The organism is Stappia sp. BW2, assembly GCF_008107695.1.
Lineage (GTDB): Bacteria > Pseudomonadota > Alphaproteobacteria > Rhizobiales > Stappiaceae > Roseibium.
This window is the reverse complement of the sequence record NZ_VIRG01000066.1, coordinates 1,445,112-1,461,242: the sequence shown is the minus strand read 5'-3', so window position 1 is coordinate 1,461,242 and position 16,131 is coordinate 1,445,112. Positions and strand designations below refer to the sequence as shown.

The 16,131-nt window shown below is 60.4% G+C and carries 11 protein-coding genes; 6 read left to right on the top strand and 5 right to left on the bottom strand.

Annotated elements, in window-relative coordinates; all coding sequences use genetic code 11:
* The first annotated feature begins 27 nt into the window (after positions 1-27).
* Entirely contained in the window at positions 28-3,168 is a 3,141-nt protein-coding gene (gene putA / locus FMN63_RS18185) for a bifunctional proline dehydrogenase/L-glutamate gamma-semialdehyde dehydrogenase PutA (protein WP_148585496.1), read from the top strand.
* Positions 3,169-3,257: 89 nt separating this feature from the next.
* Here the strand turns inward: putA and FMN63_RS18180 are convergent, their stop codons facing one another.
* From FMN63_RS18180 to FMN63_RS18160, 5 genes are all read right to left on the bottom strand, one after another.
* Positions 3,258-4,139, bottom strand: coding sequence for a hypothetical protein (locus tag FMN63_RS18180; protein ID WP_148585495.1), 882 nt, complete (start codon positions 4,137-4,139; stop codon positions 3,258-3,260).
* Between the two features lie 100 nt (positions 4,140-4,239).
* On the bottom strand, positions 4,240-6,711 hold the full coding sequence (gene hrpB / locus FMN63_RS18175; protein ID WP_148585646.1) for an ATP-dependent helicase HrpB: 2,472 nt from the start codon (positions 6,709-6,711) through the stop codon (positions 4,240-4,242).
* A gap of 11 nt (positions 6,712-6,722) precedes the next feature.
* Positions 6,723-7,763, bottom strand: coding sequence for an ROK family protein (locus FMN63_RS18170; protein ID WP_148585494.1), 1,041 nt, complete (start codon positions 7,761-7,763; stop codon positions 6,723-6,725).
* Positions 7,760-8,191 (bottom strand): methylglyoxal synthase, encoded by a 432-nt coding sequence (locus FMN63_RS18165; protein WP_148585493.1) that lies wholly within the window; start codon positions 8,189-8,191, stop codon positions 7,760-7,762. The genes FMN63_RS18170 and FMN63_RS18165 overlap by 4 nt, the downstream gene beginning before the upstream one ends.
* Positions 8,192-8,483: 292 nt before the next feature.
* Positions 8,484-9,338, bottom strand: a complete 855-nt coding sequence (locus tag FMN63_RS18160; RefSeq protein WP_209001167.1) for a DUF1194 domain-containing protein — start codon at positions 9,336-9,338, stop codon at positions 8,484-8,486.
* Positions 9,339-10,267: 929 nt separating this feature from the next.
* On the opposite strand from FMN63_RS18160, the gene FMN63_RS18155 reads away from it, so the two are divergent.
* From FMN63_RS18155 to FMN63_RS18135, 5 genes are all read left to right on the top strand, one after another.
* The gene (locus FMN63_RS18155) at positions 10,268-11,251 is read left to right on the top strand and encodes a sugar-binding transcriptional regulator (RefSeq protein ID WP_209001166.1); all 984 of its coding nucleotides are present in this window, start codon (positions 10,268-10,270) and stop codon (positions 11,249-11,251) included.
* Positions 11,252-11,319: 68 nt separating this feature from the next.
* Positions 11,320-12,321, top strand: a complete 1,002-nt coding sequence (locus tag FMN63_RS18150) for a BMP family lipoprotein (protein ID WP_148585492.1) — start codon at positions 11,320-11,322, stop codon at positions 12,319-12,321.
* Between the two features lie 84 nt (positions 12,322-12,405).
* Complete coding sequence (locus tag FMN63_RS18145; protein WP_148585491.1) at positions 12,406-13,398, top strand: BMP family lipoprotein; 993 nt, start codon at positions 12,406-12,408, stop codon at positions 13,396-13,398.
* Positions 13,399-13,470: 72 nt separating this feature from the next.
* A complete protein-coding gene (locus tag FMN63_RS18140; RefSeq protein ID WP_148585490.1) occupies positions 13,471-15,027 on the top strand; it encodes an ABC transporter ATP-binding protein in 1,557 nt (518 codons plus the stop codon).
* Positions 15,024-16,130 (top strand): ABC transporter permease, encoded by a 1,107-nt coding sequence (locus tag FMN63_RS18135; protein ID WP_148585489.1) that lies wholly within the window; start codon positions 15,024-15,026, stop codon positions 16,128-16,130. Before FMN63_RS18140 ends, FMN63_RS18135 begins: the two co-directional genes overlap by 4 nt.
* Position 16,131: the final 1 nt, after the last annotated feature.

Sequence of the window (16,131 nt, the reverse complement as noted above, 5' to 3'; positions counted from 1 at the left end):
CCCGCGAGGCCTCTTTGGGAGGTTCTCATGACCGCAACCGCTGCAGCCATGAAGACAGTCAATTCGACCGAACTCGAGCCGTTTCGCCCGGCATATGCCCCCGATGACAAAACGCTTGTTGAAGCGCTTCTGAAGGAAGCCAACACCGACCCGGTGGTGGAAAAACTGATCGACCAGCGTGCCCGCGGTTATATTCAGGACATGCGTTCGGTCCAGGTCGGCCTCGGCGGCGTGGAAGATTTCATGCGCGAATTCGGCCTGACCACCCGCGAAGGCCTGGCCATGATGGTGCTGGCAGAAGCGTTGCTGCGCGTTCCGGACGCAAAGACCGCCGACAAGCTGATTGAGGACAAGCTGGCAGCGGCCCGCTTTGATGATCCCTCAGGTCCAAAATCCGACACCTGGCTGGTCTCCGCCTCTTCCTGGGCGCTGGGCGTCACTTCCCGTCTTCTGCACCCGGGCGACACGCCCCAGTCGATCCTTTCCAGCCTGGTCAAGCGCATGGGCATGCCGACCGTGCGCATGGCAACCCGCAAGGCGATGCGTCTGCTCGGTCACCAGTTCGTTCTCGGAGAAACCATCCAGAAGGCACTGGAACGCGCCAGGACACAGGAAGCCAAGTGCTACCGCTATTCCTACGACATGCTGGGCGAGGGCGCGCGCACCCAGAAAGACGCCGAGCGCTACTTCCAGTCCTATGCCAACGCGATTGCCGCCATCGGCAAGGCTGCGGGCGACAAGCAACTGCCGGACCGTCCGGGCATCTCGGTGAAGCTTTCGGCACTGCATCCCCGCTATCAGGCAGTCAATGGCGAGCGCGTACGCGACGAACTGCTGCCGAAGCTGCGCGAACTGGCGCAGATGGCCAAGGATCACAATCTTAACTTCACCGTCGATGCGGAAGAAGCAGACCGGCTGGAAATCTCGCTGGATATCATCGCCGCCATGCTGACCGATCCGGTCACCGAAGGCTGGGACGGTTTCGGCCTCGCGGTTCAGGCTTATCAGAAGCGCGGCATTCACGTCATCGACTGGCTGGTCAACGCGGCCCGCAAGACCAATCGCAAACTGATGGTCCGCCTCGTCAAGGGCGCCTATTGGGATACGGAAATCAAGCACGCCCAGGAAGGCGGGGCGGAAGGTTATCCGGTGTTCTCGCGCAAGGCGGCGACGGATCTGTCGTACCTGTGCTGTGCCAAGCGGATGCTGGCGGCGCGCGATGTGCTTTACCCGCAATTCGCCACACACAACGCACTGACTGTCGCCCAGATCATCGAACTGTCCGGCAGCAAGGTTGAAGGCTATGAGTTCCAGCGCCTGCACGGCATGGGCGAAAGCCTCTACAAGTCGGTGGTTGAGCGCGACGGCTTCCCGTGCCGGATCTATGCCCCGGTCGGTGGTCACAAGGACCTCTTGGCCTATCTTGTGCGCCGCCTGCTGGAAAACGGTGCCAACTCCTCCTTCGTCACAATCGTGGGCGATGCCTCCGTCCCGGTTGAAAAGATGCTCAAGCGGCCGAAAGAGCTGCTCGACAACGGTCACCACACGATCAACCGCTCGATCCCGCTGCCGAAGGATCTTTACGGCGACAGCCGCCGCAACTCCGATGGTGTTGAATTTGGCTGTGCGGCGGAACGCAACCTGCTGACGTCCGGCATGGCGAATACCACGGCCCCGTTCACGGATGCCGCTCCGCTGGGCGCCGGGTTGAAACCATCGGGCGATGCGAACCCGGTCTTTGCCCCGATGGACGGCACGACCAAGGTCGGCACGGTGCGTTTCGCGGACAGCGACACGGCGCGCCTGGCTGTCGAGAACGCCCAGAAGGGGTTCGAGAAATGGTCCCGCATGCCGGTTGAAGAGCGTGCGGCCGCCATCGACAAGGTTGGTGACCTGCTGGAGGAAAACCGGGATCGTCTGATGACGATCCTCTCCCTGGAAGCCGGCAAGTGCCTGACGGACGGTATCGCCGAAATCCGTGAGGCGGTCGACTTCTGCCGTTACTACGCTGCTGAAGCCAGAAATCTTTTCGGCGAAGGCAAGCTGATGCCAGGACCGACCGGCGAGGAAAACCGCTACCGCTATCGGGGTCGCGGCGTCTTCGTCTGTATTTCGCCGTGGAACTTCCCGCTGGCGATCTTCCTCGGCCAGATCAGCGCTGCCCTGATGGCGGGTAATGCCGTTGTTGCCAAGCCGGCGGAACAGACACCGCTGATCGCTTTCGAGACCGCCAGGCTGATGTATGAGGCCGGTGTCCCGGAAGATGTCTTCTACCTGCTTCCGGGCGAGGGGGATGTCGGTGCGGCGCTGACGTCCCATCCGGCCGTCGCCGGTGTCGCCTTTACAGGATCGACCGAAACCGCTTGGCTGATCAACGGCACGCTTGCTGCCAAACGTGGCCCGATCGTTCCGCTCATTGCGGAAACCGGTGGCATCAACTCGATGATTGTCGATGCCACGGCCCTGCCGGAACAGGTCTGCGACGACGTCATGATGTCCGCTTTCCGCTCCGCCGGCCAACGCTGCTCCGCACTGCGTCTGCTTTATGTGCAGACGGATGTCGCCGATCATCTATTGGAGATGCTGGAAGGCGCTGCCAGGGAACTAAGCCTGGGTGACCCCCGGCTGCCATCCACCGATATCGGCCCGGTTATCGATGAGGAAGCGCGCGACAACATTCTCTCCCATGTCGATGACATGAAGGAGAGTCAGAAACTGCGCTATGCCGGCAAGATACCGCACGGCAAGCTGGCCAACGGCTCCTGGGTGGCCCCGCACATCATCGAGTTGGACAATGCTGAGGCCCTGACGCGGGAAGTCTTCGGACCGGTGCTGCACGTGGTCCGCTACAAGGCTGGCGACCTCGACAAGGTGCTGGACCAGATCGCAGGCACCGGCTACGGCCTGACGCTCGGTGTTCACAGCCGTATCGATGCAACGGTGAAGAAGGTTGTCGACCGGTTGTCCGTCGGCAACGTCTATGTCAACCGCAACACTATCGGTGCGGTCGTCGGCACCCAGCCCTTCGGCGGCTCCGGCCTCTCCGGCACCGGCCCCAAGGCAGGCGGCCCGGCCTACCTCTACCGGTTCGCCCTGGAACAGGTGGTGTCCATCAACACCGCGGCCGCCGGTGGCAACGCAAGCCTGGTGGCTGCATCGGACGATTGATTAGCCAACTCGTGGTCTGAGAGATGGCTCCCTTACCGCCTCGCGTTTGAAGGGAGCCATTTCCGGAGATTGATATACAAGAGTTCGTTTTACTTATCGGACAATGCCGCTTCGCATTCCGCGAACTTCGTGACCAAGCGGTTCAATGACCTGTCGTGTAGGAGGCCGGGAATATCGCGTGCCAAAAAAAAGGAATATTTATCAACAAGTTGCATAAATGATCCCTGCATTGTTCGGCACGCGCCAAACGCGCGCACCTCGTTCCGGTATTCTTCCGAACGCAAGCTTAACCCAGATGTGATGGCGTATAGCCTATAAAGCTCCCAGCTATTTTCCGAGTAAAGACGCCAATAAATCTTTTCCTTGAACCTGAACCATTCGTACTGATCCCCTCTTGTTTCCGCTAGAAAGCCAGGGTCGTCCAGATCTTTCATCTCGCGGAGAGTACGCTCCATAACTCGCAGATAAGCCTGAAATACTTTCGCAGGTGTGTCGAGCTCTGCAGATGGTTCTTTGCCGAGCTGATAGCGACAGTCTTCACTTTTGCTCAAGAAATCGAAGTAGGTTTTCTGAACCCGGGTAGGGGAACGAAAACGAACTTCAGGTTGGACGACAATGTCCGAGAAAGTAACTAGGACCGCGACGGCTTTCTGACACTTCCAGAGGTCTTTCAGATGCGACCTTCTCGTAAAAGATGAGCTTTCCTGTGGTTGAGTTTCGATACTCTGCAGTGCTGTCTGATACGGAACTTGAATTTCTTCGAGTTCTTCTCTGATCCTCTCCAACTCTGGTTGACGCTCTGTTGGGTCTTGCAGTTCGAGAATCTCCATCAAGCGTTCATGAAGTTGCTCAAGTTGCAACATCATTTCGGAAGTGATTCTTTCGGCGTCTTTGTCGCTCAGTGGAGTAGAACTACTGGCGGCGCAGACATGGCTAAAAATAAAAACAAAAAAGAGAAAGATCAGTTTCATCGGATTTCTTTTAAATTTCGTGTTTAAGCCCTTCTTGGAAACGCATATGGCAGGCTCAAGTCAAGAGCTTATCTGAATTCGAATGTGATTTACGGGAGAATCAGCTCCCTCGCGGTTTTGCCCTTCTCGTCGCCTCCGCTTCGATCGGATCGTCCGGCCACGGATGCCGCGGATAGCGGCCCTTCATGTCGGCTTTCACATCCGCCCAGGAGCCTTGCCAGAAGCCGGGGAGATCCTTCGTGATCTGGATCGGCCGTTGTGCCGGGGAGAGAAGTTCCAGGATCAGCGGCAATCTGCCGTCGCAGACGCTTGGGTGCTCCTTGAGGCCGAAGAGTTCCTGCACGCGAATGGACAGCGTCGGACCTGCGGCTGCACCATAGTCGATGGGCACCTTGCTGCCTGTCGGGGCGGTGAAGTGCGAGGGGGCAAGGCTGTCCAGCCGTGCAGCCGCATCATAGGGCAGGAGCACTGCAAGCGCATTGCCGAGAAGCGCGGTGTCGATTGCCCCCAGGCTCGTGCAGCCGGCGAGATAAGGCTGCAGCCAGGTTTCCAGGGTTTCCGTCAAGGTGCCATCGGAAAGGTCCGGCAGATCCTGCGCCCCGTTCTCCCGGGCATAGGCGACACGTTTCTTCAGCCGTTCCTGTTCCTTGCTCCAGGGCAGGCGGGAGACGCCGCGCCGGCGGATTTCGGCAATCAGGGCACGTTCAACGGCTTCCGGATCGGCGGACTGGATCTGGACGGACTTCAGTTCGACCGCCTTGTAGCGGGTGACACGCCGCGCCTTCAGCGTGCCGTCACCGGTCAGTTGGACTTCATCTTGCTCGACGATGTCGGCAGCAAACAGATCCTCGATATCGGATTTGGAAACTGGCGCGCAGAGCTGGATACGCCCGCTTGCCGCCTTGCCCTGAATATCGGCAACAGTAAGGAAGGCTTCCCGGGAAAGGGCATGTTCCGCCTCCAGTTCAGCGCCCCTGCCGTTCGCAAGACGGAAGCGGCCGGTCTGTCCGCGTTGCTGGGCAACACGGTCGGGATAGGCAAGGGCGAGCAGAAGTCCGGCGCTCTCCGGGTCGATCTCCTTGCCCGACCCGCCAGCCTGCTTCAGCCAGCGTTCAGCCAACTGGCGGCCGTCTTTCACGCGCTGGCTCTTGTCGTGACGCAAGGACTGCAAACGTGCACGCAGGTCCGGGTCCCGGCCGCCAAGACCCGGTTCGGACAGCACCAGCGCGATCATCGCGGCGGTAAAGCCGAGATCTCGGGCAACGCCTTCGATCACCATATGTGCGAGGCGCGGATGCAGCGGAAGCTTCGCCAGGGCCTTGCCGTCGCTGGTCAGACGTCCGTGGCCATCCAGTGCATGAAGATCCTGAAGCAGTGTCCTGGCTTCGGTCCAGGCAGCTTTTGGTGGCGGATCGGCAAAGGCGAGAGCCTCCGGATCGAGTGTCCCCCAGGCCGCAAGGTCCAACACCAGCCCGGTCAGATCCGCTTCCAGAATTTCACGTGCCTCGGCTTGCGGCAAGGCGACGGTCTGCGCTTCATCCCAGAGCCGGTAGCAGACACCGGGCTCGGTACGTCCGGCGCGGCCGCGGCGCTGGTCGGCTGAAGCGCGTGAGACACGGACGGTTTCCAGCCGTGTCAGCCCGGTCTGCGGCTCATACTTCGGCACGCGCGCCTGACCACTGTCGATGACGACACGCACGCCTTCGATGGTCAGCGAAGTCTGGGCGATGGCACTGGCCAGCACGATCTTGCGGATGCCGGCATCAGCCGGCCGAATGGCCGCATCCTGCGCCTTGGCATCCAGCCCGCCGTAAAGCGGCGCGACCTGGCAATTGGCGGGTAGGTTGCCGTCCAGCATCCCGGCGGTGCGGCGGATTTCGCCCTGACCTGGCAGAAAGACGAGAATGGATCCGGTTTCTTCCGCGAGTGCCTGCCGGACAGCCCGTACAATCTGTGGTTCGATGCGCTCGTTCGGGGTCCGTCCCAGATATCGTGTCTCGACCGGGAAGCTCCGGCCCGTGCTTTCGATCACCGGTGCATTGCCAAGCAGGCGTGATATCCCGGCAGCATCGAGCGTTGCGGACATTGGCAACAGACGCAGGTCGTCGCGCAGAGCCGACTGCACATCCAGCGCCAGCGCCAACCCGAGATCGCCGTCCAGCGAGCGTTCGTGAAATTCGTCGAAGAGAATGGCGGCAACGCCCGTCAGCTCCGGATCGTCCAGAATGAGCCTTGTGAAAACGCCCTCAGTGATGACCTCGATCCGTGTACGGGCGCTGACCTTCGTCTCCATGCGCACCCGGTAGCCAACGGTTTCTCCGGGTTTTTCGCCAAGTTCGGCTGCCATCCGGCGTGCGGCAGCGCGGGCCGCCAACCGTCTTGGTTCCAGAACGAGGATCTTGCCGTCACCGCGCCAACTTGCATTCAATAGGGCCAGCGGCACGCGGGTCGTCTTGCCCGCGCCCGGTTCGGCAACCAGAACAGCGTTGGGCCCAGCCTCAAGCGTTGCCAGAAGCTCCGGCAGGACACCGTCGATTGGTAGCGAGGCCGCAAAGGTTGGGACGCAGGACATGGGCGCCCGTGTCAGCTCGCGCCCGGTTCGGCACCAGCGGTCCATTGCCGGCCCTGCATGTCCACCGCAAAGGCTTCCGGTGCGCGTGCGAAAGAGGCAAGGCCTTCCAGAGCCGGGTCCGGGTGGCGAACGATGAAGGTCGGGATCTTGGCCATCAGCGCTTCGTGAGGCGCCTTGGCCTCGAACGCGGCGCGGAAACCTCCGTCGGTCAGGAAACGCGTGATCCGCGATGTAACGCCGCCGGTCAGATAAACGCCGCCGCGTGCGAGAACGGTAAGGGCAAAATCGCCGGCCACACGGCCAAGCGCCCGGGCGAAGACTTCCAGTGTTTTGACCGCAACCGGATCGTTGTCTTCTGCGGCCATGGTGATGCTGGCTGCGGTTTCGAAACACCGTTCCGTCCCCATATGCGTGGCAACGCCGCGGGCAAGGCGGGGCAGGCCGGTGCCGCTCAGGATCTGTTCTGCACCCAGCCGTCCGCCGACAAGCTCGATATGCGGCCAGATGGCAAGGTCTTCCGGTGTGACCGGACCGAGTTCCACATGGCCGCCTTCTCCCGGAACGGGGATCCAGGTCTGTGCGGCATAGATCATGGCCGCAGCGCCGAGACCCGTGCCCGGGCCGAGCACGAATTTGGCGCTCTCATTCCGAATGGCACCGGAGCCGACCTGTTCTATGTCGCCGCCGCTGTAACCGGGCAGGGCCAGAGCCTGCGCTTCGAAATCGTTGAGAACGATCACTTCTTCCAGACCGAGATCGGCAATCATCTTCAGCGGTTCGATGACCCAGGCCGCATTCGTGAGCGGAATCCTGTCGCCGGTGACGGGGCCGGCGACAGCGATGATCGCGGTACGCGGTTTCGGCGTTGCGTCGGCAAGGACGACGTCGCGGATGGCCGAGGAAATGTCGGCATGATCCGCGGTCGCTGTCTTGCCGCACATGCGGGTAGGCGCCTGTGCGTCGTCAACCAGTGCGAAACGGGCGTTGGTACCGCCGATGTCGGCAACCAGAACCGGATAGGCAAAGGATTTTGCGGTCTTGGGAAAACTCATGAGGACAGGGAGCCAACTTCAGGTGTCGCGGACGTTGTCTTGAGGCCCTGCAGGCGGGCGGAGCGCAGCAGGATATCCGCAGTCGACGGATTGAGGGCCATCGGCATGTCGTAGACGACGGCAAGGCGCATGAGGGCTTTCACGTCGACATCGTGGGGCATGGGCGACAGCGGATCGATGAAGAACAACAGGCCCTGCAGCTTGCCTTCGGCAATCATCGCGCCGATTTGCTGGTCGCCGCCAAGTGGACCGCTTTTCAGCCGCGTGACCTTGAGGTTCGGACAGGCTTCCAGAATACGGCCGCCGGTTGTGCCGGTGCTCACCAGATCGAAAACGGAAAGCTTGTCCAGATGCCGTTTGGCGAATTCGACCATGGCGTCTTTTTTGGCGTCATGCGCGACAAGCGCAAGAGTGGGCGTTGCAGGCATCAAGGGTCCCCTGGGGTCTATGCAATCCGGATCGATTGAATAGCCGATAGCTGATCGAAACCAAAGTCCCGGGCGACCTCTTCGTGCACGGACGAAAACAGGCGAAGGCACCCCGGCAGAAAACGACAGCGGCGGGAAAGTGTTTAGCCGCTCAAAGCGCTTTAGGCAAAGGAAGATGAAGGAGCAGGCTCAGAAGCTGTTCCCTTTGGGAAGACGGCTGGCCGGAAAAAAAGAAAATGCCGCGTTCCGGCCGGGAACGCGGCAGCCAGTAAGGAGAATGGAGACGTGGCGGTCAGTCGAACAGATTGCAGCGGATTGGCTGGCGTCCGGCCACGTGCTGGAAGTAGGGGTCGGGTTCCGGCAGGTGCAATCCGGCGATCTCCATCACCAGCTTCATGCGGATCGCATCGGCAAAGGCTTCCTGGCTTCGCACCGGAATGGCAAAGGACCCCGGGCCGCCGATAACGCAATCCTCGTAATAATGATCGAGATTGAGCATTGCCTGCCAGGTGTTCTTGTTCGACTTCATCATCAGGGGCAGACCGTTGATGGTCACGCCCGCCGCCACCATGCGGTCGCGCATTTCCGTGACAGAACCGCCCTGGTTGTTCGGGCCGTCACCGGAAATGTCGATCACGCGGCGCAAACCCTGGTACTGGTTGTTCTGGACCAGAAAGACGGACTTTTCGAGCGCCGAGGCGATGGAGGTGCGTTGGACCTGCCGCAGTGGCGCTTCGGCGATCTTGGAAGCGAAATGAGCTGCGGAGCCTGCGTCCTGGATCACCGTCCAGTCGGCCACGATGAAGTGTTCGTCGACGCCGCCCCACTCCATATAGGTCACGGCAACGCGGCCGATTGGTCCCACCTGAATAGCGTCAAGGAATTCCCGGGAGGTGAGGGCGGCGACATAGCCGGCGCGCTGCACTTCCTGTTCCTCTGTATCCATGGATTGAGAGATATCGACGGCCAGGACAAGTTCGACGTCCACTTCATTGGCCGGATTGTAGCTGTATTGCGAAGAAGCCATCAGGGCCGAACGGTAGTCGCGGGCCGTGGCAGGGGCGGCGAAAAGGAAAGCCGCACAGATCAGTGACAGTAAAATACGAACCGTCGTTGCACAGTCTAGTCTTGTTATGTCGAGACGCATGGTTTTTCTCCTTAATACAGCCTTTCGGCTGGATGGCCACGTCTCCCCTGTTTATTTTGTTTTTGAATTCCTTATCTTTCCGTTTCTCGTGATTCTTAACAAGGCAATGGCTCAATGCCTTGAATCAACTTTGAAATGTACTTAGCAAGCTACATGCCAAACGTAACGGAATATCCGCTGGCTGGCAAAAGTAATGTGCACGCAGTGCATGTTCTATCCACAGGCTCGGGATATGTTCCGGAATTGCTAGGCAAATTTTTCATCCATGGCCCGGCGTGAGGCCTTACGTTTAAGTAAGGTTGTGATTCTTCGAGCTAATTCAATCCGGCATCGCAGTCACATTTTTGCGCAAACCTGTGAGAAACAGCGGCGAAGTTTCGTGTCTTGGGGCCAAAAAGACCGCTTGGACAGGCGCTTGACTTAGGTCGGAACCGCGCCGGTCAAGCAGCCGTTTTTCCTGCGGTCAGGGGCAGGCGTTTGGCAGGTGTGTCCGATCCATCGGCAAAATTTGCCGGGCGACTAGGCAAATTTTGCCGAGAGGATCCGGAAGATCCGCCGCTTCGGGCAGAATTTGCCGCCATCCAGAAGTGGTGAACGGGGCATTTTGCTGCCCAGAAATGCATCAATCAGCCAGAAAATTGGCAGTTTTTTTAGTTGACGGCAAAGGCAAGGCTGGTCATGATCTGAAGAAATTCTCACTTGGTGAAGAATTTTTCGGTCGGCCTTCACGGCTCCGGAAAGCAAAAAGCTCCGAAAGAGAGCAGGGCACAGTCGGACCGTCGCGGTCAACCGCGTCGCATGGCTGAACAGGCAGGTATTTCATCGAATGTGATGCAATGCCGGAATGCCGGGCGTTTTGAGAGTGGTTGAGCATCCTGTCCGCCGCAAGGCGGGTGCGGTGGCTCTGGAGGGGAAGGTTTCGACGCGGAATGCAGACTCGCGACGACGACTGGACATCATATATGGCCATCCGGGCGGCGTGGCTGTCCTTTGTGGGCGGTCGCACCCAGGGTGAGATTGCCTCGCAGCTCGGCGTGTCGCCGGCCAAGGTGCATCGCCTGATCGCCTATGCGCAAAAAGCCGGTTTCGTGAAATTCCAGGTCGATGGGCGCCCGATGGAATGCCTTCAGCTCGAAAAGGAGCTGACGGAGCATTTCGGCCTGACCAACTGCATCATCGCGCCCGACCTTGGCGGCGGTGATGTCGACAGCGCCCTCAGGGCCGTGGCGGTGTCCGCGGCGCAGTTCCTGTCCGGGCTGCTCGGCGGTTCCAATGTCACGCGGCTGGGTGTCGGCATGGGCCGCACGCTGACGGCGGCTGTCGAGGCCTTGCCGAAGGCTTCGCGAAACGATCTGGAAATCATGTCGATCTGCGGATCCCTGACGCGCACGCTCGCAGCCAATCCCTATGACATCGTCCAGAAGATGCAGGAACGCACGGGCGGGATCGGCTATTATCTGCCGGTTCCCTATTTTGCCGAGAACCAGGACGAAAAGGCGATGTTCCTGACCCAGCGCAGCGTGCAGGACCTGATGGAGCGCGCGCGCCAGTCGGATGCCTTCCTGATCGGCATCGGCTCCGTCGAGAACGAGGGGCATCTTGTCCAGCGCGGTGTGATTTCCAAAAAAGAACAGGAAGATTTGCTGTCGGGCGGCGCCGTCTGTGATTTGATGGGGCGCTTTCTGACGATCGAGGGAAAACTGGCCCCGGATCCACTCGGCGATTGCGCCGTGGGTCTGCATTTCGATGAAGTGCGCGGGCGCCGTGTGATTGCGCTGGTAGGTGGGGAGAGCAAGGTGGATGCCACGCTCGCGGCCCTGCGTACCGGTGTCATTACCGACCTTGTGTCAGACGAGACCCTTGCGAGGGCTCTGACGGCACGGGCCGGATTGCAGTTGGCACAGTCCGCATGATGCGGCTGGGTCACGTGGGGAAACGGGCCGGCCACGAGGCAGGCCCCCGCATGTCGGAGGACATATAAGTGAAAAAGTTTCTTACCATCGGCACCGCGCTTGCCGGCCTGGCCTTCACCGCCGTGGGCGCACTGGCAGCCGATATCAAGCCGGCAGTGCTTTATGATCTGGGCGGCCGTTTCGACAAGTCGTTCAACGAAGGTGCCTACAACGGTGCTGAAAAGTTCAAGGAAGACACCGGTGTCGAATACCGGGACTTCGAAATCCAGAACGACAGCCAGCGGGAACAGGCCCTGCGCAACTTCGCCAAGCGCGGCATGAACCCGATCGTCGCCATCGGCTTCTCCCAGGCCAACGCCGTGGAAAAGGTTGCCAAGGAATTCCCGGACACACAGTTCGCGATCGTCGACATGGTCGTCGACCTGCCGAACGTGCGTTCCATTCTGTTTAAAGAGCAGGAAGGCTCCTACATCGTCGGCATGCTGGCCGCTATGGCGTCCGAAACCGGCAAGGTCGGCTTCGTCGGCGGCATGGACATTCCGCTGATCCGCAAGTTCTCCTGCGGCTACAAGCAGGGCGTGATGGCTTCAAACCCGGACGCGGAAGTGTTCGAGAACATGACCGGCACCACCGGCGCGGCCTGGAACGACCCGGTCAAGGGTGGCGAACTGGCCAAGTCCCAGTTCGACCGTGGCGCTGACGTTGTCTATCACGCTGCCGGCGGCACCGGCATCGGTGTTCTGCAGGCAGCCGCTGACGCGGGCAAGCTCGGCATCGGCGTGGACAGCAACCAGAATGGCCTGCATCCGGGCTCGGTTCTCACCTCCATGCTGAAGCGCGTTGACATCGCCGTCTACCAGGCCTTCGAAGACGCTGCCAACGACAACTGGTCCTCCGGCTTTGAAGTCCTCGGTCTCAAGGAAGGCGGCGTCGACTGGGCGCTGGACGACAACAATGCCGAACTCATCAACGACGAGATGAAAGCCCAGGTCGAGGACGCGACCCAGAAGATCATCTCCGGCGAGATCGAAGTTCACGACTACATGTCTGACCAGTCCTGCCCGATGTAAGGCAGTTTTTCGGACCTCCGCGCGGTTAACGTGCGGAGGTCCTCCTGTATTTCTACCGTGACCAACCCGTTTTCGGAGGCCAGGATGCTCCGTTTCACATCAGGCGTCATTGCCGCAGTCTGTGCTGTCTTCGTGGCAACAACAGCAAGCGTGGCCGAACCGGCTATTGTTTATTCCGTTGGCGGCAAGTTCGACGGCTCATTCAACGAAAGCGCCTTCGCCGGCGTCAAACGGTTTCGGGATCAGGGCGGCGCTGTCAGGGAATTCGAGTTGGACCGCGATTCGCAGAGCCTGCAGGCCCTGCGGAACTTTGCCAGCCGGGGCGCATCGCCCGTGATCGCAATTGGCTTCAATCAGGCCAATGCGCTTGGCCAGGTGGCACCCAAGTTCCCCGAGACGGATTTTGCCATCGTCGACATGGTGGTCGATCAGCCGAACGTGCGCTCCTATGTGTTCAAGGAACAGGAGGGGGCTTATATCGGCGGTCTTCTGGCAGGTATGGCCTCCAAAAGCGGCACCATCGGATTTGTCGGCGGAATGGATATTCCGATCATTCATCGGTTTCTGTGCGGCTACAAGCAGGGTGCGCAAGCTGCCAGGGCTGACATCAGGGTGCTGTCCAACATGACGGGCGATACGCCGGCCGCCTTCGCTGATCCCGTGCGAGGCGGCGAACTGGCCATTGGCCAGATCAACCAGGGTGCCGATGTGATCATTCAGGCCGCAGGCGGAACCGGCATCGGCGTTCTTCAGGCGGCCGCCGACAAGGGCGTGCTCGGCATGGGCACCGACAGCAATCAGAACGGTCTGCACCCGGGCAAGGTCCTGACGTCGATCCGCAAGCGCGTGGACAACGCTGTTTACGACAGCTTGCAGGCAGCGAAGGACGGTACCTTCGAGCCCGGCATCAAGGTGCTTGGCGTCGCGGACGGCGGTATGGACTGGGTGCTGGACGAAAACAACAAGGACCTGATCACGCCGGAGATGAAGGCAGCTGCGAATGCCGCTGTTGCGGCCATCTCGGACGGCTCCGTCAAGGTTCACGATGTCGTCACGGATGGAGCGTGTCCTTTCTGATCGGGACATCACGAGGCAGCGGCGAGGGGCAACAACAATGACAAAGAAAAACAGTCACGCCTGGGGGCACGCATGAGCGATACGCCGGCAATCGAACTGCGCAAGATCAACAAGCGCTTTGGCCCTGTTCACGCCAACAAGGACATCGACCTTGTGGTCAAGAAGGGATCCATCCACGGCATCATCGGCGAGAACGGGGCTGGCAAATCGACGCTCATGTCCATTCTCTACGGCTTCTATCAGGCCGATGACGGCGACATCATTGTGGATGGCAAGAAGGTCACCATTTCGGACTCCAAGGCCGCGATCAGTATGGGCATCGGCATGGTCCATCAGCACTTCATGCTGGTCGACAATTTTTCGGTGCTCGAAAACGTGGTGCTGGGTGCCGAGGACAGTGCGCTCCTGTCCGGTGGCATCAACCGCGCCCGGTCGGAACTCAAGCGGCTGGAAGAAGAATACGAACTGCGTGTCGATCCGGAAGCCCTCATCCAGGATCTGCCGGTCGGTCTGCAGCAGCGCGTGGAAATCCTGAAAGCGCTCTATCGCAGCGCGGAGGTTCTGATCCTCGACGAACCGACGGGCGTTCTGACCCCGCCGGAAGCGGACCACCTTTTCAAGATCCTCGAAGTCCTGAAGAACGAGGGCAAGACGGTTCTTCTCATCACGCACAAGCTGCGCGAGATCATGGCGGCGACGGACACCGTTTCCGTCATGCGCCGCGGCGAAATGGTGGCGACGCGCGAAACCGCAAGCACCTCAATGGAAGAGCTTGCCGAACTGATGGTCGGCCGCAGCGTTCTGTTGCGGGTCGACAAGAAACCGGCGCAACCCAAGGCACCGGTGATGGAGGTCGAGAACCTGACGGTCACCGACAGCCGCGGTGTTCAGGTGGTCAAGGACGTTTCCTTCAACGTGCGTGCGGGAGAGGTCGTCGGTATTGCTGGGGTCTCCGGCAACGGCCAGTCGGAACTTCTGGAAACGCTCGCAGGCATTCGCCGCGCGACCAGGGGCACACTGAAGATCAACGGCGAGACCATCGATCTTGGCACGAGCACGCTCGACGCTGCCGACATGCGGGCCAAAAGCATGGGCCACGTGCCGGAAGACCGGCACCGGATGGGCCTCATCAATTCCTTCTCCGAATACGAGAATTCCATCCTCGGCTATCACCGCGACCCGGCCTATTCCAAGGGGGTTCTGATGGACCTTGCCGCCATCAAGAAGAACGCGGTGGCCGAGATCGAGAAATACGATATCCGTCCGCCCAACCCGATGCTGAAGACCGCCAATTTCTCAGGCGGGAACCAGCAGAAGATCGTGCTGGCGCGCGAGATCGAGCGCGACCCGGAAGTGCTTCTGGTCGGGCAGCCGACCCGCGGCGTCGACATCGGCGCCATCGAATTCATCCACCGCCGGATCGTGGAAATGCGCGATGCCGGCAAGGGCATTTTGCTGGTGTCGGTGGAACTTGACGAAATCCGGGCGCTGTCCGACCGCGTGCTGGTGATGTTCGACGGCAAGATCGTCGGCGAACGCGGCGCTGATGCGGATGAAGGCGAACTTGGTCTGCTGATGGCCGGTGTGGAAGATAACAACAAGATGGCTGTTGAAGGAGGCGCCCTATGAGTGCCGGTCAGCTCCCGCGCTGGGTCGATTACGGCCTGATCCCGTTCCTGAACCTGGCCGCCGCCTTTCTGGTGTCGGGCCTCGTCGTCGTCCTGATCGGTGAAAACCCGCTGGATGCGGTGGAGCTCCTGGTCTGGGGCTCCGTAGGCTATGGCGAAGGCATCGGCTTCACGCTGTTCTATGCCACCAACTTCATCTTCACCGGCCTTGCCGTGGCCGTTGCCTTTCATGCCGGGTTGTTCAACATCGGCGGCGAGGGGCAGGCCTATATTGGCGGGCTCGGGGTTGCCTTTGCCTGTCTGGCGCTGGACCACATCGTGCCGTGGTACGTCACCCTGCCATTTGCCATCATCGGCTCCGCGCTGATGGGGGCCGCCTGGGCGTTCATTCCGGCCTGGCTGCAGGCGACACGCGGCAGCCACGTGGTGATCACCACCATCATGTTCAACTTCATCGCCTCGTCGCTGATGGTCTATCTGCTCAACAACGCGCTGAAGAAGCCGGGGTCGATGCAGCCGGAAACGCGGACTTTCGAAGTCGGCGGCCGCCTGCCGTTCCTGAACGACATCTTCCCCTCCTTCGGCTTCGGCTACGCACCGGTCAACCTGTCGCTCTTCGTGGCGCTGGCAGCCTGTGTGCTGGTCTGGGTCCTGATCTGGCGCACGAAACTGGGCTTCGAGATCCGGTCCTTCGGCGCCAATGCCACGGCAGCGGTCTATGCCGGTATCTCGCCGGTGCGCACCATCGTCATCACCATGCTCATCTCCGGCGGTCTGGCAGGCATGATGGCGATCAACGAAATCATGGGCTCGCAGCATCGGTTGCTGATCGACTTCGTGACCGGCTACGGCTTCGTCGGCATTGCCGTCGCCCTCATGGGTCGGGCGCATCCGGTCGGCATCGTTCTGGCATCGATCCTGTTCGGCATGCTCTATCAGGGCGGCGCGGAGCTTTCGTTCGAAATGCCCAACATCACGCGGGACATGATCATCGTGATCCAGGGTCTCGTGATCCTGTTCGCCGGTGCGCTTGAGCACATGTTCCGCCCGGCCATCGTCAAGCTGTTCACGCCCTCCCGGGCCCTTGCCGCGAAGGAGGCGTGAT

Bases quoted from the DNA above. Each gene is read 5' to 3' on its own strand.
- FMN63_RS18140 (WP_148585490.1), top strand. From the start codon at position 13,471: ATGAGCGATACGCCGGCAATCGAACTGCGCAAGATCAACAAGCGCTTT.
- FMN63_RS18135 (WP_148585489.1), top strand. From the start codon at position 15,024: ATGAGTGCCGGTCAGCTCCCGCGCTGGGTCGATTACGGCCTGATCCCG.
- FMN63_RS18180 (WP_148585495.1), bottom strand. From the start codon at position 4,139: ATGAAACTGATCTTTCTCTTTTTTGTTTTTATTTTTAGCCATGTCTGC.
- FMN63_RS18155 (WP_209001166.1), top strand. From the start codon at position 10,268: ATGCAGACTCGCGACGACGACTGGACATCATATATGGCCATCCGGGCG.
- putA (WP_148585496.1), top strand. From the start codon at position 28: ATGACCGCAACCGCTGCAGCCATGAAGACAGTCAATTCGACCGAACTC.
- FMN63_RS18160 (WP_209001167.1), bottom strand. From the start codon at position 9,338: ATGCGTCTCGACATAACAAGACTAGACTGTGCAACGACGGTTCGTATT.
- FMN63_RS18170 (WP_148585494.1), bottom strand. From the start codon at position 7,763: ATGAGTTTTCCCAAGACCGCAAAATCCTTTGCCTATCCGGTTCTGGTT.
- FMN63_RS18145 (WP_148585491.1), top strand. From the start codon at position 12,406: ATGCTCCGTTTCACATCAGGCGTCATTGCCGCAGTCTGTGCTGTCTTC.
- FMN63_RS18165 (WP_148585493.1), bottom strand. From the start codon at position 8,191: ATGCCTGCAACGCCCACTCTTGCGCTTGTCGCGCATGACGCCAAAAAA.
- hrpB (WP_148585646.1), bottom strand. From the start codon at position 6,711: ATGTCCTGCGTCCCAACCTTTGCGGCCTCGCTACCAATCGACGGTGTC.